This is a genomic window from Terrabacter sp. P2_E3, from assembly GCF_056403915.1.
The window spans coordinates 85,353-104,964 of sequence record NZ_JBFUEN010000001.1 but is presented as its reverse complement, the minus strand read 5'-3'; the positions used below and the strand labels follow the sequence as shown (position 1 = coordinate 104,964).

Below are 19,612 nucleotides of genomic sequence, written 5' to 3'. Positions count from 1 at the left end.
GCACCTCGGGTCAGTCGGCTCGCGTGACCTGCGGCACGAGGTCGTCAGCCGGCGGGGTCCACGCGTCGGCGGTGGCCGGGACCTGCTCGCCGCTGCGGATGTCCTTGACCTCGTCGCCGGACTCCCCCGCCCCGGGGAACCACACGTAGGGGATGCCGCGACGCTCGGCGTAGCGGATCTGCTTGCCGAAGCGGGCTGCCGACGGTGCGACCTCGCAGGCGATCCCGCGGCGGCGCAGGGCCGTGGCCACGGCGACCGCACCCTCGCGCGACTCGTCGTCGGTCAGGGCGACGAGCACGGCGGCAGGCGTCGAGCGTGACGCGGTGACGAGCCCGCGGCCGATGAGCAGGCCGAGGATGCGGGTCACGCCGATGGAGATGCCGACGCCCGGATAGGTGTTCTTCCCGTCGCTGGCGAGGGCGTCGTAGCGGCCGCCGGAGCAGAACGACCCCCACGACTCGTGCCCGACGAACTGGGTCTCGTAGACGGTGCCGGTGTAGTAGTCGAGGCCGCGCGCGATGCGCAGGTCGGCGACGAGCTTGCCGGGGGCGTGGGCCATGCCGGTGCGGATGACGTCGGCCAGGGAGTCGAGCCCCTCGTCGAGGAGCGGGTGCTCGACGCCGAGGGCCCGGACCTGCTCGACGAAGCCGAGGTCGGCCGAGCGGATCGCGGCGAGGGCGAGGCACTGGTCGGCCTGCTCGTCCGTCGTGCCCGACTCCACGAGGAGCACCTTGACCTTCTCCGGGCCGATCTTGTCGAGCTTGTCGACGATGCGCAGCGTCCCGATGACGTCGGTGATGCCGATCCCCTGGTAGAAGCCGTTGGGGATCTTGCGGTCGTTGACCTGGATGACGAAGTCGCCCACCGGGAACCGGCTGAAGACGTCGGCGATGACGAGCGGCATCTCGGCCTCGAAGTGCGGCGAGAGCTGCCCCACGTCGACGACGTCGATGTCCGCCTGGGTGAACTCGCGGTAGCGCCCCTCCTGGGGTCGCTCCCCACGCCACGCCTTCTGGATCTGGTAGCGGCGGAAGGGGAAGGCGAGCTTGCCGGCGTTCTCGAGGACGTAGCGCGCGAACGGCACGGTCATGTCGAAGTGCAGGCCCCAGCGCGCGTCGTCGTCGCTGCCGCCGGCCAGGCGCGACACGGCGTAGATCTCCTTGTCGGCGTCCTCGCCCTGCGCGCTGAGTCGCTCGATCGGCTCGATGGACCGGGTCTCGACCGAGGAGAAGCCGTGCAGCTCGAAGGTCTCCCGGATGACGTCGAGGAAGCGCTGCTCGACGATGCGCTCGGACGGGAGGTACTCGGGGAAGCCGCTGATCGGCATGACCTTGGTGGCCTTGGGCTGCGGGGTGCTCACGCGGGCAAGTCTCTCAGGTAGGGGTTGGTGGCGCGTTCGTGGGCCATGGTCGTCGCCTGGTAGTGGCCGGGCAGCACGAGCGTCGTGTCCGGCAGCGGCAGGACGACGTCGCGCAGGCTGCGCTGCATCGCGGCCGGGTCGCCGCCCGGCAGGTCGGTGCGGCCCACCGAGCCGGCGAAGAGCACGTCACCGGTCACCATCGTCCGGTCGACGTCGACCTGGTCCCGGATGCCGTCGGGCACCCGGTCGATGCCGAACATGACCGAGCCCTCGGTGTGGCCGGGGGCGTGGAGCACGTCGAACTCCATGCCCGCGAGCGTCAGCCGGGTGCCGTCGGTGATCTCGACGACGTTGGTCGGCTCGGTCCACGTCGCCGCGGCGCCGAACTGCTGCTCGAGCATCGCGACGAGGCCCGGGTTGCTGCGTCCGAGCAGGTCGTGCAGGCGGTAGCGGTCGTCCGCGTGGATGTAGGCGGCCGTGTCGGCGCCGCAGACGGGGGTCACCGAGTAGACGTGGTCGACGTGCCCGTGCGTGAGCAGCACCGCGGCCGGCCTCAGCCGGTGCTCCGTTAGCACCTCGCGCAACGTCTCCTCCACGCCGATCCCGGGATCGACGATGACGCACTCCTCCCCGGCACCCGCGGCGAGCACGTAGCAGTTGGTGTCGAACGCCTGGGCGGGGAAGGCAATGGTCAGCACGCTGGGAGCCTAGCGACGCACCCCCACCGGGGCGGACGGCATACGCCCTCGGGACTCGGGACCGACACACTGGGTATGCCGTCCGCAGGGCTTCCGGGCGCAAATCCGCGCGTCGGAGGGGAGATGTCACGGACTCGTGACCCGTCCCGCTGCGTGCGCGCCGCAGTCGTTCCATAAAATGACCGAACGCCCGGGGACAGCCCATGTGGCCCGTACGAGGAGAGGTTCGTGACCAAAGAGCAGGAACGCGCACGTGCGCGCCGCCGCCACGAGGAACAGCAGAAGACCGCCAAGCCGCCGGTGAGCGACTCGACGCGCGACAAGCAGGTCTTCGGTGTGATCCTCGCGGTCATCCTCGTCATCGCTGCGGCCATCGTCGTGCCCAAGCTCGTCGGCAGCTCCGACACCGCCACCCCCGCGGCCGGGTCGACGACCCCTACGAGCACCCCGACGAGCTCGGGCGGGCTCGCTGCGGGCCAGAAGCTCGCGGCCGGCTGCACCGCTCCCCCGGCGAACCAGACCACCCCGAAGCAGCAGAAGCAGGTCCCGGCCAAGGCCACGGCTGCCGGCAAGACCTTCGTCGCCACGGTCAGGACCACGTGCGGCGACCTCACCTTCGAGCTCGACGGGACGAAGGCGCCGCAGACCGTCGCCTCGTTCATCAACCTGGCCAAGACCGGCTTCTGGGCCCCGAGCCCGTGCCACCGCGTCACGACCGAGGGCATCTACGTCCTCCAGTGCGGTGACCCCACGGGCACCGGTCAGGGCGGCCCGGGCTACACCTTCGGCATCGAGAACGCGCCCAAGGACGGGAAGTACCCCACCGGTGTGCTCGCCATGGCGCGCACCTCCGACCCGAACAGCAACGGCGGCCAGTTCTTCATCACCTACAAGGAAACCCAGTTGCCCACCGACGGCGGTGGCTACACGATCTTCGGGAAGGTGACCAAGGGCCTCGACATCGTCGACAAGATCGCCGCGAACAAGGCCCTGCCCCCCAGCCCGACGGACGGAACCCCCGTCTCCCCGATCAGCATCCTCAGCGTCAGCGTGACGGAGAAGAAGGCATGACCGACATCAAGCAGCCCGAGCCGGACGACACCACCGCCACCGCGACGGAGGAGCAGCCCAGCGAGGCCGCGATCGAACCGGCGGCCGAGAACGCCGACACCGTGGAAACCGTCGAGACGGTCGACGACACCAAGCCGGCCGACACGGCCGACACCGTCGAGACGGTCGACGACACCAAGCCGGCCGACACGGCCGACACCGTCGAGACGGTCGACGACACCGCGCCGGCCGACACGGCCGACGCTTCCACCCCGTCCGAGCCTGCGGCGACGACCGAGACGGCCGAGGCCGTCGCCTCGGTGGAGGCCACCGAGTCCGGCGACACGACCGAGAGCGTCGAGGCTGATGCCGAGGCCGTTCCCGTCGTCGAGCCCGTGGTCGAGCCCGTCGTCGAGACCGTGGTCGAGCCCGTGGTCGAGCCCGAGCCGGTGGCCGTGGCAGAGCCGGAGAGCGCCGAGCCGGCCGGCACCGCCCCGGAGGCAGCGGCCGAGGCGCCCGTCGCCACGCCCGAGGCCAGCGAGTCGGCCGTGGCCGAGCCCGTCGCGATGACGGCAGACGAGCCGGCGGCGGCCGCGGTCGAGACCGCGGAGGCCGCGGCGTCGGTCAGCAGCACCGAGTCCGGTGACGCCGGCGAGACTGCGGCGCCGGCGGAGACCGCGGCACCGGCGGAGGCCACGGAGGCCACGGAGGCCACGGAGGCCGCGGAGGGCGAGGAGGTCGCGGCACCCGCTGCGCCGTCCCCGGGGAGCATCCCCAAGCCCTCGTCGATCCCGACACCGGCGGCACTCGCCAAGGCCGTCCCGCACCCGACGGTCACTCCCGCCGCGCCGGCGCCGATCACGACCGACCACTCGGCCTCGGCGGCCTTCGGACGCGTCGACGAGAACGGCACGGTCTTCGTCCGCACCAAGGACGGCGAGGAGCAGGAGGTCGGCTCCTATCCCGGCGCGAGCGACCAGGAGGCACTGACCTACTTCGCGCGCAAGTACGACGAGCTCTTCGCATCGGCGGTGCTGCTCGAGCAGCGCCTGTCGCAGCCCGAGGTCCCGTCGAAGGACGTCGGTGAGGGCCTCAAGACCCTCGCGGCACAGGTCAAGGACGCGACCGTCGTCGGCGACCTCGACGCCCTCGCCACCAAGCTCGACCAGATCCAGTCCGGCCTCGCCGCCAAGCGCAACGTCGAGCAGCAGCACCGCGCCGAGGCGCGGGTGGCCGCCACGGCCGAGCGCGAGAAGATCGTGGCCGAGGCCGAGTCGATCGCCGGCCAGCCGGAGAACCGGATCCAGTGGAAGACGAGCGGCGCCCGGATGCGTGAGCTGCTCGACGAGTGGAAGGCGCACCAGCGCTCCGCCACCCGCCTCGACCGCGAGACGGAGTCGAACCTGTGGCAGCGTTTCAGCAGCGCCCGCAACGGCTTCGACAAGGCACGACGCAGCCACTTCGCCGGGCTCGACGCGCAGCACGCCGACGCCAAGGGTGCCAAGGAGCGGCTCGTCGCCGAGGCCGAGAAGCTCGCGACGAGCACCGACTGGGCTGCCACCGCAGGGGCGTTCAAGCGCCTCATGGACGAGTGGCGCCGCGCCGGTCGGGCCAGCAGGTCCGACGACGACAAGCTGTGGGCGCGCTTCAAGGCGGCGCAGGACACCTTCTTCACGGCGAAGGACGAGGTCGTCGCTGCCGAGGAGGAGCAGTACCGCGGCAACCTCACCGTCAAGGAGGCCCTGCTCGTCGAGGCCGAGGCGATCCTGCCCGTGACCGACCTCGAGAAGGCCAAGGGCCAGCTGCGCGTCATCCAGGACAAGTGGGATGCCGCCGGCAAGGTCCCGCGGTCCGACATGGAGCGCGTCGAGAAGGCCATGCGCCGCGTCGAGCAGACCGTGCGGGACGCCGAGGACCGCAAGTGGAAGTCGAGCAACCCCGAGGTCGCGGCCCGTGCCCGGGCCATGGTCGACCAGCTCGAGCGTGCCGTCGCGGACCTGCAGGACGACCTCGCCAAGGCCGAGGCGTCCGGCAGCGCGAGCAAGATCAAGAAGGCCCGCGAGGCGCTCGACGCGCGTCAGGTCTGGCTCGACCAGGCCCGCGCCGGCGTCGCCGAGTTCGGCGGCTGACGACCAGCCCCACCCACGAAAGGGCCCACCCGACAAGCGATCTCGTCGGGTGGGCCCTTTTGCGTGCCGCGTGCTGCGGTGTCCAGAGGCCGACGGCTACATCGTCGACTTGCCACCGTTGACACGGTAGACGTCGAAGACCCCGTCGATCTTGCGGACCGCCTGCATGACGTGGTCGAGGTGCGCCGGGTCACCCATCTCGAAGGTGAAGCGGGAGATGGCCACCCGGTCGCGCGACGTCTGGACCGATGCCGACAGGATGTTGACGTGCTGGTCCGACAGGACGCGGGTCACGTCGCTGAGGAGGCGATTGCGGTCGAGAGCCTCGACCTGCAGCTGCACGAGGAAGACGCTGGCGGAGCTCGGCGCCCACTCGACGTCGATGAGCCGCTCCGGGTTGGCCGTCAGCTGGTCGGCGTTGGTGCAGTCGACGCGGTGCACCGAGACGCCGTTGCCGCGCGTCACGAAACCGATGATCGGGTCGCCCGGCACCGGGGTGCAGCACTTGGCGAGCTTGACCCACACGTCCGCCGTGCCGACGACGACGACACCGGGGTCGCCCGGCTTGCGCCGGCTTGCGGCCCGCGTCGGGACCGTGGCCTCGGCGAGGTCCTCGGTGGCGCCGTCGACGCCACCCATCGACGCGACGACCTTGCCGACGACGTGCTGCGCGGAGACGTGCCCCTCGCCCACCGCGGCGTACAGCGCCTCGATGTCCTGGTAGCGCAGGTCGGTCGCGACGGCGGTCATCGACTCGTGGCTCATGAGCCGCTGGAGCGGGAGGTTCTGCTTGCGCAGCGCCTTGGCGATCGAGTCCTTGCCGGCCTCGATGGCCTCCTCGCGGCGCTCCTTGGAGAACCACTGCTTGATCTTGTTGCGGGCCCGGGGACTCTTGACGAACTGGAGCCAGTCGCGCGACGGGCCGGCGCCGTCGGCCTTGGACGTCAGCACCTCGACGACGTCGCCGTTCTCGAGGGTCGACTCGAGGGGCACGAGGCGCCCGTTGACGCGCGCGCCGATGCAGTGGTGCCCGACCTCGGTGTGGACGGCATACGCGAAGTCGACGGGCGTGCCGCCCATCGGCAGCGCGACGACCGAGCCCTTCGGGGTGAAGACGTAGACCTCGCTGCTGCCCATCTCGAAGCGCAGCGAGTCGAGGAACTCGCCCGGGTCCTCGGTCTCGCGTTGCCAGTCGAGCAGCTGGCGCAGCCAAGCCATGTCGTTCTGCGGCGTGATCTCGCCGGGACGGGCGGGGCCGCCGCCGTTGCTCTGGTCCTTGTACTTCCAGTGCGCGGCGACGCCGTACTCGGCGCGGCGGTGCATCGTGTGCGTGCGGATCTGGATCTCGACCGGCTTGCCCTGGGGTCCGATGACCGTCGTGTGCAGCGACTGGTACATGTTGAACTTCGGCATCGCGATGTAGTCCTTGAACCGGCCCGGGACCGGGTTCCACCGCGAGTGAAGGGCGCCCAGCGCCGCGTAGCAGTCGCGCACCGTGTCGACGAGGACGCGGACGGCGACGAGGTCGTAGATCTCCTCGAAGTCGCGGCCCCGCACGATCATCTTCTGGTACACGGAGTAGTAGTGCTTGGGCCGGCCGGTGACGACGGCCTTGATCTTGGCGGCCGTGAGGTCCTCGGTGACCTGGGTGCGCACCCCGGCGAGGTACTCCTCGCGGGCCGGCGCGCGCTCGGCGACGAGACGCACGATCTCGTCGTAGACCTTGGGGTAGAGCGTCGCGAACGAGAGGTCCTCGAGCTCCCACTTGATGGTGTTCATGCCGAGGCGGTGCGCGAGCGGGGCGTAGATCTCGAGCGTCTCGTTGGCCTTGCGCTTGGCCGACTCGGGGCTGACGTAGCGCCACGTGCGGGCGTTGTGCAGCCGGTCGGCGAGCTTGATGACGAGGACCCGGATGTCGCGCGCCATCGCGATGACCATCTTGCGGACGGTCTCGGCCTGCGCGGCCTCGCCGTAGGTGACCTTGTCGAGCTTGGTGACGCCGTCGACGAGCATGGCGATCTCGTCACCGAAGTCGTGGCGCAGCTCGTCGAGGCCGTATGCCGTGTCCTCGACGGTGTCGTGCAGCAGCGCCGCCGCGAGGGTGGGCGGCGTCATGCCGAGCTCGGCGAGGATCGTCGTGACGGCGAGCGGGTGCGTGATGTAGGCGTCGCCGCTCTTGCGCATCTGGCCCTCGTGGGCGCTCTCGGCGACGGCATACGCCCGCTCGATGACCGAGAGGTCGGCCTTCGGGTGGTTCTGGCGCACCGCGGTCATGAGCGGCTCGAGCACGGGGTTGCCCGCCGGCCGGGTGGCCCCGAACCGGGCGAAACGGGCGCGCACCCGCGACGGGGTGGACAGCTCGTTGCGGACGTCCTCGCTCATGCAGAGAGTCTAGGCGGTCCCTCTGTGATCAGACGGTGAGGATGGCGTTGACCGGCCGGCCCGCGAGACGGCTGCGTCCCTCGAGGAAGGCCAGCTCGAGCACGACCTCGATCGCGGCGACCGTGGCGCCGGCCCGCTCGACGAGCTGCGCGCACGCCTCGGCGGTGCCGCCCGTGGCGAGCACGTCGTCGAGGACGAGCACGCGCTGGCCGGGCTCGAAGGCGTCGGTGTGCACCTCGATCTCGGCCGTGCCGTACTCGAGCGCGTAGGACTCCTTGAGGGTCTCCCCCGGAAGCTTGCCGGCCTTGCGCACGGGCACCATGCCGAGGCCGAGCTCGTAGGCCACGGCCGCGCCGAGGATGAAGCCGCGGGCCTCGATGCCGACGACGACGTCGACCTGACCGGCATACCGCTGCGCGATGTCGCGGACGAGCTCGCCGAGGGCGGCACCGTCGGCGATGAGCGGGGTGAAGTCCTTGAAGAGGACCCCGGGCTTGGGGAAGTCCGGGATGTCACGCAGCTTGCTCGCGACGAGGTCACTGATCTGGCTCACGCCGTCTCCTGAGGTGGTCGAACGGGCGGTGCACGAACCGCGTGCGGAGGCGGGGCCGCGGATGCGGCCCCGCCGTCAGCGTCGCGACTTCGGCGCGCGCTTGGGCTGGTTGCGCGGTCCGGCCTGGGCGTACTTGTGCACGGGACGCGGTGCGCCCTCGACCGCGGAGTCGGCGCCGTCGTCGGCAGCAGCACCGGTGGCGTCCGCGCCGACGTAGGCCGGCTCACCGCCGAGCTGTGCTGCGGAGGCAGCCTGCTTGGCACCATGGCGCGCGACGTACTTGTCGAGCTCACGGACGGCGGGCTCGTTGCGACGCAGGTCGACGAGCAGCGGGGTCGCGATGAAGATCGACGAGTAGGCGCCGACCGCGATGCCGATGAAGAGGGCGAGCGACAGGTCGAGCAGCGTGCCCGGGCCGAGCAGCGTGAAGCCGACGAAGAGCACGGCCGCGATCGGCAGCAGCGCGACGACGGTCGTGTTGATCGAGCGGACGAGCGTCTGGTTGACCGCGAGGTTGGCCGCCGCGGAGTACGTCATGCGCTTGGTCCGGAACGCGTCCGCGGTGTTCTCGCGCACCTTGTCGAAGACGACGACGGTGTCGTAGAGCGAGTACCCGAGGATCGTGAGGAACCCGATCATCGACGAGGGCGTGATCTCGAAGCCGAAGAGCGCGTAGATGCCGACGGTGATGACGAGGTCGTGCAGCAGGGCCACGAGACCGGACACGGCCATCTTCCACGTGCGGAAGTAGAGCGCCATGACCGCCGTCACGATGACGAGGAAGACGATGAGTCCCCGGATCGCCTGCTGGCTGACCGACTGCCCCCAGCTCGGACCGATGAGCGACGCGCTGACCGCGCCCTTGTCGACGCCGAACTGCTGGGCGAGTGCGGTGCTGGCCTCGTCGGTGCGGTCGGCCGCAGCCTCGGACTGCACGCGGACGGTGTCCTGGCCGACGATCGTCGTGACGACGTTGCCCTCGATGCCGGCGCTGGCGATGGCGCTCTGGGCCTTCTCCTCGTAGCCCTGGCTGTTGGACACGCCCTGGACGCGGAACTCCGACCCACCGCTGAACTCGATGCCGAAGTTCAGGCCCTTGACGAAGATGCCGACGAGTGCGAGGACGATGAGCACCGCCGAGATGGCGTACCACGTCTTCTGGCGCTTGATGAACTCGATCGAGCGCTTGCCGGTGTAGAGGTCGTTGCCGACCTGGGCGAAGTTGATCATGCCTGGGCCTTCCCATCGGCGACGCGGGCCGAGCCCACGGTGGCGGGCGGGCGCTGGACGCCGGGTGCCCCGAACTGGCCGCGGCCGCGGTAGCGGACCGCCTCCTTGGCGCCGAGGCGCTCAGGGTCGAGACCCGACCACTTGTGGCCGCCGCCGAAGAACTTCGTGCGGGCCAGCAGCTGCACCGTGGGGTGCGTGAAGAGGATGACGACGAGCAGGTCGATGAGCGTCGTCAGTCCGAGCGTGAACGCGAAGCCTCGGACGTTGCTCGAGGCGAGGAAGTAGAGCACCCCGGCCGCGATGAAGTTGACGCCGTCGGCCGCGATGATCGTGCGGCGGGCGCGCTTCCACCCGGTCTCGACGGCAGCCACGAGCGGGCGACCGTCACGCACCTCGTCGCGGATGCGCTCGAAGTAGACGATGAAGCTGTCGGCCGTGACACCGATGGCCACGATGAGACCCGTCACCCCGGCCATCGTCAGGCGGAAGCCGTGCGTCGTACCGAGGACCGTCACCGCGAGGTAGGTGATGACGGAGGCCACGACGAGCGAGGCGACCGTGACGAGGCCGAGCGCGCGGTACTGGAGCAGCGAGTAGATGACGACGAGCAGCAGACCGATGAAGCCGGCCAGCAGGCCGATGCGCAGCTGCTCCTCACCGAGCTGGGGCGTGATGTTGTCCTGCGTCTGCAGGGCAAATGAGATCGGGAGGGCACCGAACTTCAGCTGCTCGGCGAGCTGCTTGGCCGAGTCGATGGTGAACGAGCCGGTGATCGAGGCCCGACCGTCGGTGATGACGGCGCGGGCCTGCGGTGCCGTGATGACGGCCTTGTCGAGCACGACTGCGAACTGGTCGAGCGGCGGCTGGGACTGCAGGCCGTAGAGGCGCTTGGTCACGGCCGCGAACTTGGCCTTGCCGGCGTCCTTGAAGGACAGTGCGACCTCGACGATGGAGGTCGGCTGGCCGTTCGGGCCGGGCTGGTAGCCGCTCGTGGCGTCGGCGATCTCGCTGCCGTCGATCTCGCTCGGGCCGAGGACGTACTTGGTGACACGGTCCTCGCCGCACGTGGCGATGGGCTGGGCTGGGTCGTCCTGGATCTTGTCGACCGCCCCGGGAGCCGAGCAGTCGAGCGCGGTGTACTCCTTGGCGACCTTCGTCGCAGCTGCGTCGGCCTTGGCCTTGTCCCAGCCGAGCCCGACGAGGCCGGTGCTCACCTGCGTCTTGATGGCGGCCTCGGTCTGCGCGGCCGTCGGCGCGGGGGCCTCGGTGGCGGCAGGTGCCGGCGTCGTCGCCGTGCCCGACGGCGTGGCCGACGGCGTCGGGGTCACCGGGGTCGTGGCGGCGCGCAGCGCGTCGGGGACGACGCCGTTCTGGGCGGTCGCGGACGTCGAGGGCGTCGCAGTGCCCGTGGCCTTCGGCGTGCCCGTGCCGGTCGCGGTGCCGGAAGGCGTCGCCGTGCCGGTGGACGTCCCGGTCGGCGTGCCGCTCGGGTTGGCCTGGCTGGCGTTGGGGTCGAGCGCCTGCACGTAGACGGCGCGGAAGCGCAGCTGAGAGGGCTTCTTCAGCGCGTCGAGCTGCTCGGCCGTCGGCTGGCCGGGGATCGCCACGACGATGCTGCGGCCGCCCTGCGTGGTGATCTCGGCCTCGGAGACGCCGTTGGCGTCGATGCGCTGGCGGATGATGTCGACCGCGCGGTTGACCTGGCCCTCGCTGATGGTCTCGGTGCCGTTGAGCTGGGGCTGGAGCACGAGCTCCGTGCCGCCCTCGAGGTCGAGCCCGAGGCGAGGGTTCATCGACCCGTCGGCCCACTTCGTCAGGCCGGCGGCGAGACCGCCGAGGGCGAGGATGATGACGACGAGCGCCAGGAGGCTCCGTCTCGCCGACTTCTTGGTGGAGCTGCGTGCCACGAAACCCTCACTGACCGTTCTGGTGGGAACCCGGGTTCGCACCCGGCGCGTCGTCGACGGGGGCGTCGTGGGCGGCCGAACCAGCGGCTGCCGCGTCGGCGGCAGCCACGTCGGCCTGCTTCATCGCCAGGGCTCGCCGGTCGAACCGGACGGTCGTGCCCTCGGCGATCTCGAGCCACGCGCTGCTGTCGTCGAGGTGCTTGATCGTGCCGTAGATGCCCGACGAGGTGACGACCGAGTCTCCGACCTCGAGCGACGAGCTGAAGTTGCGCATCTGCTTCATCCGCTTGTTCTGGGAAAAGAACAGCCAGCCCAGCAGCAGCAGGGGCAGGGCGAAAATCAGCAACGAGAGGGCCCCGTTGTTGTTCATGTCAGCTCAGTCCTTCGTGTCTTCGTCCGGTCAGCGCGCAGGCGCGCCACGACCCGTTGATCGGGTCGGCTGTCGCGTCAACGACCGGGAGCACCGGATGGTGCCGCGGCAGCGGCGATGGTGCCCGCAGGAGTCTACGTGCGCCGGTGCCGTTTGTCAGACCAAGACGGAACGGTCCCGCAGCGTGCGCGGGTCACGTTTTGGTCGCGCTCGGTGCGGGACGCGCGACCACGCCGGGCCCGGCCTCAGGCGTCGAATCGCGCGCCGCCGGCCTCGTCGATGGGCAGGGTGGCGGTCCAGAGGGCCTGCGAGTCGTGCGGTGGGGTCAGGCCCAGGTGCTCCCAAGCGAGGCTCGAGGCGGCCCGGCCACGGGGGGTGCGGACCATGAAGCCCTCGCGCACGAGGTAGGGCTCGGCGACCGTCTCGACGGTGTCGGGCTCCTCGCCCACGGCGACGGCGAGGGTCGAAAGGCCTACGGGCCCGCCGTTGAAGCGGCGGCAGAGCGCCTCCAGGACGGCTCGGTCGAGGCGGTCCAGGCCGCGCTCGTCGACGTCGAACAGCTCGAGCGCCTGACGCGACGCGGAGTGGGTGACGCGGTCCTCGCCGTGCACCTGGGCCCAGTCGCGGACCCGGCGCAGCAGGCGGTTGGCGATGCGCGGCGTGCCACGCGACCGCAGGGCGATCTCGCGGATGCCGTCCTCGTCGGCGTCGAGGCCGAGCAGGCGTGCCGACCGGTGCAGGATCGTCACGAGGTCGGCCGCGGCGTAGTAGTCGAGGTGACCCGTGAAGCCGAAGCGGTCGCGCAGCGGCGCGGGCAGCAGCCCGGCACGCGTCGTCGCACCGACGACGGTGAAGGGCGGCAGCTCGAGCGGGATGGCCGTCGCGCCGGGACCCTTGCCGATGATGACGTCGACCCGGAAGTCCTCCATCGCGAGGTAGAGCATCTCCTCGGCCGAGCGCGACATCCGGTGGATCTCGTCGAGGAAGAGCACCTCCCCCTCGGCGAGCGACGAGAGCACCGACGCGAGGTCGCCGGCGTGCTGGATCGCGGGCCCGGACGTGATGCGGATCGGCTGCTCGAGCTCGCCGGCGACGATCATCGCCAGGGTGGTCTTGCCGAGGCCGGGCGGGCCGGAGAGCAGCACGTGGTCGGGCGGCGTGCCACGACGCTTGGCGGCCTTGAGGACGAGCCCCAGCTGGTCGCGGACCCGGGTCTGTCCGGGGAAGTCGTCGAGTCGCTTGGGACGCAGCGCGGCCTCGACCTGTCGCTCGTCGGTGTCGCCGGCCGCGTCGACGATGCGCGCCGTCGCGTCGAAGGAGCCGTCGTCCCAGACGTCCGGCTCGGCCCCGGTGTCGAGCTCCCAGGAGCGGTCGACGCTCATCGGCCGAGCTCCTGCAGGGCGGCCCGCAACAGTGCCGACACCCCGGCGCCGTCGGCCGCGAGGGGAGCGATCTTGTCGAGCGCGTCGTCGGCCTGGCGCACGGTCCACCCGAGTCCGACGAGCGCCTCCCGGACCTGCTCGCGCCACGCCTCGCCGGCGTCGAGGTGGACGTGGTCGCTCTGGCCGGCCGAGCCCGGCAGGGCGCCGAGCTTGTCCTTGAGCTCGAGGACCATCCGCTCAGCGCCCTTCTTGCCGATGCCCGGGACCTTGGTCAGCGCGACGAGGTCGCCCGTGCCCAGCGCGACCCGGACGGCGTCGGGCGAGTGGACCGCGAGCACGGCCAGCGCGAGGCGGGGCCCGACCCCCGAGACGGTCTGGACGGTCTCGAAGACGTGCTTCTCGTCGTCGGTGGCGAAGCCGTAGAGCGTCAGCGAGTCCTCGCGCACGACGAGACTGGTGGCGAGCTCGGTGGGCTGGCCCAGGCGCACGGACGTCGCCGTGGCCGGAGTGGTGTGGACGAGCATGCCGACACCGCCGACGCCGACCACGACCGAGTCGAGGCCGACCTTCAGGACGGTGCCGGAGAGCGAGGCGATCATCGGGGCTGGGCTCCAGGGTGGGGTCGGGCGGTCTGGCCGGTGCGGGTGGGCTGGGTGGTCGCGGCGCGCAGCCGCTGCAGCGGTGGGGCGGCTCCCGGTGGGACCCGGCGGGGTATGCCGCTCCCCCGGTTGCCCGTGCGCGCGAGCACCTCGAGCCGCGCCTCCTCGAGCCGGCTCTGCGTGCCTCCGCGCCACACGTGGCAGATCGCGAGGGCGAGCGCGTCGGCGGCGTCGGCGGGCTTGGGCGGGGTGTCGAGCCCGAGGAGCCGGGTCACCATCGTCGTCACCTGCGCCTTGTCGGCGCGTCCGCTGCCGCTGACCGCAGCCTTGACCTCGGTGGGTGTGTGGAGGGTGACGGGCAGGCCGAGCCGCTCGGCCATGATCATGACGATCCCGGTCACCTGAGCGGTGCCCATCACGGTGGAGACGTTGGTGTCGGCGAAGACGCGCTCGATGGCCACGGCCTCGGGACGGTGCCGCGCGAACCACTGCCGCATCTCGTCCTCGACGGCGACGAGGCGCTTCGGGGTCGGGTCGCCGGACGGCGTGCGGATGACCCCGACCTCGACGAGCGACAGCTTGCGCCCCGGGACTCCGTCGACCACGCCGACGCCGCAGCGGGTGAGCCCGGGGTCGACCGCGAGGACGCGCACGGCATACCTCCCTGGGGCGTGGGGCTCTGGACGATCCGAACAGGTGTTCGGGACAACGCTAACGGGCCTCCCCCGAAAGGACGGGAGGCACGCCGGTCTCGGCGTGCCTCCTCGTCGAACCTCGGGCGCACGAGCCCTCGGCGCGGTCAGTCCTCGTCGTCGTCGAGCTGCGCGAGGACGTCGTCGGGGATGTCGCCGTTGGCGAAGACGTTCTGCACGTCGTCGCTGTCCTCGAGGGCCTCGATGACGCGGATCATCTTCTTGGCGCCGTCGAGGTCGAGCGGGACCTGGAGGTTCGGGACGAACGACGCCTCGGCCGACTCGTAGTCGATGCCGGCATCCTGGATCGCCTTGCGGACCGCGACGAAGTCGGTGGCCTCGGAGATGATCTCCCACGTGTCACCGTTGTCGTTGACCTCCTCGGCACCCGCCTCGAGCACCACTTCGAGGATGTCGTCCTCGGAGCCGGCGTCCTTGAGGACGGTCACGACACCCTTGCGGTTGAAGACGTAGGACACCGAGCCCGGGTCGGCGAGCTGGCCGCCGTTGCGGGTCAGCGCGGTGCGCACCTCGGCGGCAGCCCGGTTGCGGTTGTCGGTGAGGCACTCGATGAGCACGGCGACACCGTTGGGGGCATAGCCCTCGTACATGATCGTCTGCCAGTCGGCCGCGCCCGCCTCGGCACCCGAGGCGCGCTTGACGGCGCGGTCGATGTTGTCGTTGGGCACCGACGTCTTCTTGGCCTTCTGGATGGCGTCGTAGAGCGTCGGGTTGCCGGTGGGGTCGGCGCCACCCTGACGGGCCGCGACCTCGATGTTCTTGATGAGCTTGGCGAAGAGCTTGCCGCGCTTGGCGTCCTTGGCCGCCTTCTGGTGCTTCGTGGTGGCCCATTTGGAGTGGCCGCTCATGCAGTGTCCTCGCGTTCCGGTGACTGGCGTGCACCCGACTGCTGGAGTCGGTGCTCTCTGACGATCGAGACGAACTCGGCGTGGATCCGGCGGTCTGCCCCCACCTCGGGGTGGAAGGACGTGGCCATGAGGTTGCCCTGCCGGACCGCGACGATCCTACCGGCGGCCGGGCCCTCGCTGACGCGGGCGAGGACCTCGACGCCCGGACCTGCCTGCTCGACCCATGGGGCGCGGATGAAGACGGCGTGCACCGTGCCGGTCGTCGAGGGGTCGCCCCAGGCGTAGTCGAGGTCCTGCTCGAAGGACTCGACCTGACGGCCGAAGGCGTTGCGCCGCACCGTGATGTCGAGACCCCCGAGCGTCTGCTGGTCGGGACGCGCGTCGGCGATGCGGTCGGCGAGCATGATCATCCCGGCGCACGAGCCGTAGGCGGGCATGCCCTCGGCGATGCGCCGCAGCAGGGGCTCCCGCAGGTCGAAGGCGCGGACGAGCTTGTCCATGACCGTCGACTCGCCACCGGGGATGACGAGGCCGTCGATGGCCTCGACCTCGGCCGGACGCCGGACCGTGACGCCCTCGGCGCCGAGCGCGGTGAGGGCTGCGAGGTGCTCGCGGACATCGCCCTGGACGGCGAGGACGCCGATGCGCGGCACGCCGACGCCTTCGGCGCGACGGTCGGCGCCAGGGTCCACGGCGGGGTCCGCGGCGGGGTCGGCGGTCGTGCCGGGGAACGTGCTGATGGTGCTCACCGGGTCAGCGTAGAGCGCTCGTCGTGACGGACGCGCCACGGGTCGGGCTGCGAGAACCGTCTCGGATGCCAGACGTCCGCGGAGGCGGCCCTGACATCGGCACGATGCCACCGGATACGTTGCGGCCATGACGACGGTGCACACCCACGACGACCTGACCGCCCGCGCCGAGCAGGCCGATGCCGCCTCCCCGCTCCGGGGCACCCGCGACCTGTTCACCCTCCCCGACGACGTCATCTACCTCGACGGCAACTCGCTCGGCGCCCTGCCGAGCGCGGTTCCGGCCGTCATCGACGACGTCATGCACCGCCAGTGGGGCGAGCGCTTGATCCGATCGTGGAACGAGGCCGACTGGTGGGGCGCGCAGACCCGCGTCGGCGACCTCGTCGGCCGTCTCGTCGGTGCTGCTCCCGGGCAGGTGGTCGTGACCGACTCGACGTCGGTCAACCTCTTCAAGGCGGTCATCGGCGCCGGACGGCTGCGGCCCGGCCGCCGCGTCGTCATCACCGACCCCGACTCCTTCCCCACCGACCTCTACATGACCGAGTCCGCGGCCGAGCTGGCCGGCCTCGAGGTGCGCCGGGTCCACCCGCGCGACGCCGTGGCCGCCATCGCCGAGATCGGTGACGCCCTCGCGCTCGCCTCCTACTCGAGCGTCGACTACCGCACGGGCGAGCTCTGGGACCTGCGCGCGATGACCGAGGCCGCCCACGCCGTCGGCGCCCTCGCCTGCTGGGACCTCTGCCACTCGGCCGGCGTGATCGCGGTCGAGCTCGACGAGGGCGGCGCCGACCTCGCGGTCGGGTGCGGCTACAAGTACCTCAACGGCGGCCCCGGCGCCCCCGCCTTCCTCTACGTCGCGACCCGCCACCAGGACGACTTCGACCAGCCCCTCACCGGCTGGCAGGGACACGCCCACCCCTTCGAGATGCGTCCGGACTACGAGCCCGCGCCCGGCATCACCCGGGCCAGGGTCGGGACCCCGCCCCTGCTCTCGGTGCTCGCCCTCGAGGCCGCGCTCACGGCCTACGACGGCCTCTCTCCCGCCGACGTGCGCGCGGCGTCGCTCTCCGTGACCGGCACCTTCATCGACGCCCTCGACGCGCTCGGGATCGACCTCCCGCTGGCGACGCCGCGCGAGCCGGAGCGCCGCGGGTCCCAGGTGTCCCTGCGCCACCCCCAGGCGTTCGCCGTCGTGCAGGCCCTCATCGCCCGTGGTGTCATCGGGGACTTCCGCGAGCCCGACATCATCCGGCTCGGCTTCGCGCCGCTCTACGTCACCCACGTGGACGCGGTGCAGGCCGCGGTCCACGTCAAGGAGGTCCTCGACGGGCGCGAGTTCGAGCGTCCCGAGTTCGCCGAGCGCGGCGCCGTCACCTGACGCATCGCCGGGTCAATGGTGCTGCGCCCGTCATCGCGTGGGCCGGCGTCGACGGGCGTCCGTCAGCACGTCGACGTTGTCGCTCCACTGCTCGGCGGAGCCCACTCCTCGGGGCAGTGCCCGCACGGCCGGATCGGTGACGCTGGCCTCGAGGACCTCGACCACCGCGCCACGCACGCCGCGGTAGGGCCGGTCCCAGAACGGCTCGACGGGGTCGGCGACGGTGGGCAGCCCGACCTCGCCCTGGACCACGGCCAGCACCCGCAGCGCCTCGACGAGACCGTCCTCCCGCTGCCGCCAGTCGGGCGATGCCACCGCCCGTTCGAGCGGCTCGAGGGTGACCGCGGACCGGGGCAGCCGGGCGAAGCTCGTGCCGAGCCACTTGGCGTAGGGCGGCCAGCGCCGCTCGAGCAGGTGGCCCAGGTGCATCGCGATCCCGGCCAGCCGCGCCGCGACGACACGCGAGCCGAGGTCGTCGCCGCGCTCCCCCGTCCGGCCGACGAAGGGCAGCTCCTGCCCGAGCCGGACCCAGTCGGTCGCGACGACGTGGCGCCAGACGTCGTCGGGACACCACGCGAGGCGCTGGCGTATGCCGGCCAGCTCGCCCACGTCGTCGACGAAGACCGCTCCGCCGGTGACCTCGAGGACGGCCTGGCCCGTCAGGGAGAGCCAGTCGGCCACCGTCAGGTCGCGGGTGGGGTCGACGCCGAGGCGCGAGACGGCGAGGTCGCGGGCCGTCTCGACCTGCACCCGATGGCGCACAGCCGGGTCCCACGTCGTCGCGAACCGGGTGGGGTGGCCGGCGAACGACGCAGGCAGCTGCTCGGCGAGGTGGTCGTCGACGGCCATGACGACGTCGTCCGGGACGAGGAGGTTGAGCCTCAGGCCCCAGTCGTGGTCGCGCGACATCGCGTCGTCGAGCCCGAGGACGTCGGACCCGCTCCCGAGACGCGCTGCGGCACAAGGCATCCCGGGCCAGTGGTCACGCACGAGGGGCTCGACGACCCGTTCGAAGTAGGTCCGCGACAGCTCCGCTCCGGTGGCGCTCACGCACCCGATCGTGCCAGCCCCGAGCCCCCGCAACACACCGTGCAGGTCACAACCCAACGGGATCCGACGCCGGTGGGTTGTGACCTTCTCGGTGTGTTCGGGTCTGCGCGACGCGGGTCAGGGTGGCCCGCGGTGCCGGACCGACCGGGGCCCAGGACGGCGTATGCCGCCGCGCCCGGTCGGGCACGGCGGCATACGTCAGCGTGGAGCTGGGAGTGCGGAGGTCACCAACCGCGCTCGGAGAGACGGTGCGGCTGGGCGATCTCGTCGACGTTGATGCCGACCATGGCCTCGCCGAGGCCACGCGAGACCTTGGCGATGACGTCGGGGTCGTCGTGGAAGGTCGTGGCCTTGACGATGGCCTCGGCGCGCTGGGCCGGGTTGCCGGACTTGAAGATGCCCGAGCCGACGAAGACACCCTCGGCGCCGAGCTGCATCATCATCGCGGCGTCGGCAGGCGTCGCGATGCCACCGGCCGTGAAGAGCACGACGGGGAGCTTGCCGGCCTCGGCGACCTCCTTGACGAGCTCGTAGGGAGCCTGGAGCTCCTTCGCCGCGACGTAGAGCTCGTCGGGGCTCATCGAGTGAAGGCGGTTGAGCTCGGCGCGCAGGGTGCGCATGTGCGTCGTCGCGTTGGAGACGTCACCGGTACCGGCCTCACCCTTGGAGCGGATCATCGCCGCGCCCTCGGTGATGCGGCGCAGCGCCTCGCCGAGGTTGGTCGCACCACAGACGAAGGGCACGGTGAACTGCCACTTGTCGATGTGGTTGGCGTAGTCGGCCGGCGTCAGCACCTCGGACTCGTCGATGTAGTCGACGCCGAGGCTCTGGAGCACCTGCGCCTCGACGAAGTGGCCGATGCGCGCCTTGGCCATGACGGGGATCGAGACGGCCTCGATGATGCCGTCGATCATGTCGGGGTCGCTCATGCGCGACACGCCGCCCTGGGCGCGGATGTCGGCGGGGACCCGCTCGAGGGCCATGACGGCGACGGCGCCGGCGTCCTCGGCGATCTTGGCCTGCTCGGCCGTGACGACGTCCATGATGACGCCGCCCTTGAGCATCTCGGCCATGCCGCGCTTCACGCGCGTCGTGCCGGTGTGGCTCGTGCCGCTCTGCTGGTCAGCCGCGGGCGTGCTGCCCGAGGTCGGGGTGGTGCTCACGATGTCCTGCTTTCCCGTGATCTGGGTTCGGTGTGCCTCAAAGCGTAG

At 71.3% G+C, this 19,612-nt stretch carries 17 protein-coding genes; 3 read left to right on the top strand and 14 right to left on the bottom strand.

Annotation, left to right across the window (positions count from 1 at the left end):
- Positions 1 to 10 precede the first annotated feature (10 nt).
- Together hisS and AC1DW8_RS00465 are read right to left on the bottom strand one after the other, a co-directional pair.
- The gene (hisS, locus tag AC1DW8_RS00470) at positions 11 to 1,327 is read right to left on the bottom strand and encodes a histidine--tRNA ligase (protein ID WP_478091430.1); all 1,317 of its coding nucleotides are present in this window, start codon (positions 1,325 to 1,327) and stop codon (positions 11 to 13) included.
- 29 nt (positions 1,328 to 1,356) lie between these two features.
- A complete protein-coding gene (locus AC1DW8_RS00465; RefSeq protein WP_056777199.1) occupies positions 1,357 to 2,058 on the bottom strand; it encodes an MBL fold metallo-hydrolase in 702 nt (233 codons plus the stop codon).
- 228 nt (positions 2,059 to 2,286) lie between these two features.
- Here AC1DW8_RS00465 and AC1DW8_RS00460 point away from each other — a divergent pair, with 228 nt between their 5' ends.
- On the top strand, positions 2,287 to 3,129 hold the full coding sequence (locus AC1DW8_RS00460; RefSeq protein ID WP_478091078.1) for a peptidylprolyl isomerase: 843 nt from the start codon (positions 2,287 to 2,289) through the stop codon (positions 3,127 to 3,129).
- Positions 3,126 to 5,237 carry a DUF349 domain-containing protein gene (locus AC1DW8_RS00455; protein ID WP_478091076.1) on the top strand — a complete coding sequence of 704 codons (2,112 nt, stop codon included), beginning with the start codon at positions 3,126 to 3,128 and terminating at the stop codon, positions 5,235 to 5,237. The genes AC1DW8_RS00460 and AC1DW8_RS00455 overlap by 4 nt, the downstream gene beginning before the upstream one ends.
- 96 nt (positions 5,238 to 5,333) lie before the next feature.
- Here the strand turns inward: AC1DW8_RS00455 and AC1DW8_RS00450 are convergent, their stop codons facing one another.
- The 10 genes from AC1DW8_RS00450 to pdxT all read right to left on the bottom strand — a co-directional run bounded on the left by AC1DW8_RS00450 (position 5,334) and on the right by pdxT (position 15,913).
- Positions 5,334 to 7,619: a RelA/SpoT family protein gene (locus AC1DW8_RS00450; RefSeq protein ID WP_020144302.1), complete on the bottom strand. Its 2,286-nt coding sequence runs from the start codon at positions 7,617 to 7,619 to the stop codon at positions 5,334 to 5,336.
- Between the two features lie 28 nt (positions 7,620 to 7,647).
- Complete coding sequence (locus AC1DW8_RS00445) at positions 7,648 to 8,172, bottom strand: adenine phosphoribosyltransferase (protein WP_082619858.1); 525 nt, start codon at positions 8,170 to 8,172, stop codon at positions 7,648 to 7,650.
- 75 nt (positions 8,173 to 8,247) lie between these two features.
- Positions 8,248 to 9,402 carry a protein translocase subunit SecF gene (gene secF / locus AC1DW8_RS00440; protein ID WP_056777207.1) on the bottom strand — a complete coding sequence of 385 codons (1,155 nt, stop codon included), beginning with the start codon at positions 9,400 to 9,402 and terminating at the stop codon, positions 8,248 to 8,250.
- On the bottom strand, positions 9,399 to 11,309 hold the full coding sequence (gene secD, locus AC1DW8_RS00435; protein WP_478091072.1) for a protein translocase subunit SecD: 1,911 nt from the start codon (positions 11,307 to 11,309) through the stop codon (positions 9,399 to 9,401). The genes secF and secD overlap by 4 nt, the downstream gene beginning before the upstream one ends.
- 7 nt (positions 11,310 to 11,316) lie before the next feature.
- Positions 11,317 to 11,679 carry a preprotein translocase subunit YajC gene (gene yajC, locus AC1DW8_RS00430; protein ID WP_478091070.1) on the bottom strand — a complete coding sequence of 121 codons (363 nt, stop codon included), beginning with the start codon at positions 11,677 to 11,679 and terminating at the stop codon, positions 11,317 to 11,319.
- 245 nt (positions 11,680 to 11,924) lie between these two features.
- The gene (ruvB, locus tag AC1DW8_RS00425) at positions 11,925 to 13,061 is read right to left on the bottom strand and encodes a Holliday junction branch migration DNA helicase RuvB (protein WP_056825368.1); all 1,137 of its coding nucleotides are present in this window, start codon (positions 13,059 to 13,061) and stop codon (positions 11,925 to 11,927) included.
- Positions 13,058 to 13,660 (bottom strand): Holliday junction branch migration protein RuvA, encoded by a 603-nt coding sequence (ruvA, locus tag AC1DW8_RS00420; RefSeq protein ID WP_056777218.1) that lies wholly within the window; start codon positions 13,658 to 13,660, stop codon positions 13,058 to 13,060. The genes ruvB and ruvA overlap by 4 nt, the downstream gene beginning before the upstream one ends.
- Positions 13,657 to 14,313 (bottom strand): crossover junction endodeoxyribonuclease RuvC, encoded by a 657-nt coding sequence (gene ruvC, locus AC1DW8_RS00415; RefSeq protein ID WP_056777220.1) that lies wholly within the window; start codon positions 14,311 to 14,313, stop codon positions 13,657 to 13,659. Before ruvC ends, ruvA begins: the two co-directional genes overlap by 4 nt.
- 146 nt (positions 14,314 to 14,459) lie before the next feature.
- Positions 14,460 to 15,221 (bottom strand): YebC/PmpR family DNA-binding transcriptional regulator, encoded by a 762-nt coding sequence (locus AC1DW8_RS00410; protein ID WP_056756635.1) that lies wholly within the window; start codon positions 15,219 to 15,221, stop codon positions 14,460 to 14,462.
- Positions 15,218 to 15,913, bottom strand: coding sequence for a pyridoxal 5'-phosphate synthase glutaminase subunit PdxT (gene pdxT, locus AC1DW8_RS00405; protein WP_478091428.1), 696 nt, complete (start codon positions 15,911 to 15,913; stop codon positions 15,218 to 15,220). The genes AC1DW8_RS00410 and pdxT overlap by 4 nt, the downstream gene beginning before the upstream one ends.
- A gap of 184 nt (positions 15,914 to 16,097) precedes the next feature.
- On the opposite strand from pdxT, the gene kynU reads away from it, so the two are divergent.
- On the top strand, positions 16,098 to 17,351 hold the full coding sequence (kynU, locus tag AC1DW8_RS00400; protein WP_478091065.1) for a kynureninase: 1,254 nt from the start codon (positions 16,098 to 16,100) through the stop codon (positions 17,349 to 17,351).
- 30 nt (positions 17,352 to 17,381) lie between these two features.
- Here kynU and AC1DW8_RS00395 read toward each other — a convergent pair whose 3' ends face one another.
- Both AC1DW8_RS00395 and pdxS read right to left on the bottom strand, forming a co-directional pair.
- Entirely contained in the window at positions 17,382 to 18,401 is a 1,020-nt protein-coding gene (locus tag AC1DW8_RS00395; protein WP_478091061.1) for a DUF4037 domain-containing protein, read from the bottom strand.
- 224 nt (positions 18,402 to 18,625) lie between these two features.
- Entirely contained in the window at positions 18,626 to 19,564 is a 939-nt protein-coding gene (pdxS, locus tag AC1DW8_RS00390; protein WP_056825361.1) for a pyridoxal 5'-phosphate synthase lyase subunit PdxS, read from the bottom strand.
- Positions 19,565 to 19,612 lie beyond the last annotated feature (48 nt).

Bases quoted from the DNA above. Each gene is read 5' to 3' on its own strand.
- hisS (WP_478091430.1), bottom strand. From the start codon at position 1,327: ATGCCGATCAGCGGCTTCCCCGAGTACCTCCCGTCCGAGCGCATCGTC.
- AC1DW8_RS00455 (WP_478091076.1), top strand. From the start codon at position 3,126: ATGACCGACATCAAGCAGCCCGAGCCGGACGACACCACCGCCACCGCG.
- AC1DW8_RS00450 (WP_020144302.1), bottom strand. From the start codon at position 7,619: ATGAGCGAGGACGTCCGCAACGAGCTGTCCACCCCGTCGCGGGTGCGC.
- secF (WP_056777207.1), bottom strand. From the start codon at position 9,402: ATGATCAACTTCGCCCAGGTCGGCAACGACCTCTACACCGGCAAGCGC.
- yajC (WP_478091070.1), bottom strand. From the start codon at position 11,679: ATGAACAACAACGGGGCCCTCTCGTTGCTGATTTTCGCCCTGCCCCTG.
- ruvB (WP_056825368.1), bottom strand. From the start codon at position 13,061: ATGAGCGTCGACCGCTCCTGGGAGCTCGACACCGGGGCCGAGCCGGAC.
- ruvA (WP_056777218.1), bottom strand. From the start codon at position 13,660: ATGATCGCCTCGCTCTCCGGCACCGTCCTGAAGGTCGGCCTCGACTCG.
- AC1DW8_RS00410 (WP_056756635.1), bottom strand. From the start codon at position 15,221: ATGAGCGGCCACTCCAAATGGGCCACCACGAAGCACCAGAAGGCGGCC.
- kynU (WP_478091065.1), top strand. From the start codon at position 16,098: ATGACGACGGTGCACACCCACGACGACCTGACCGCCCGCGCCGAGCAG.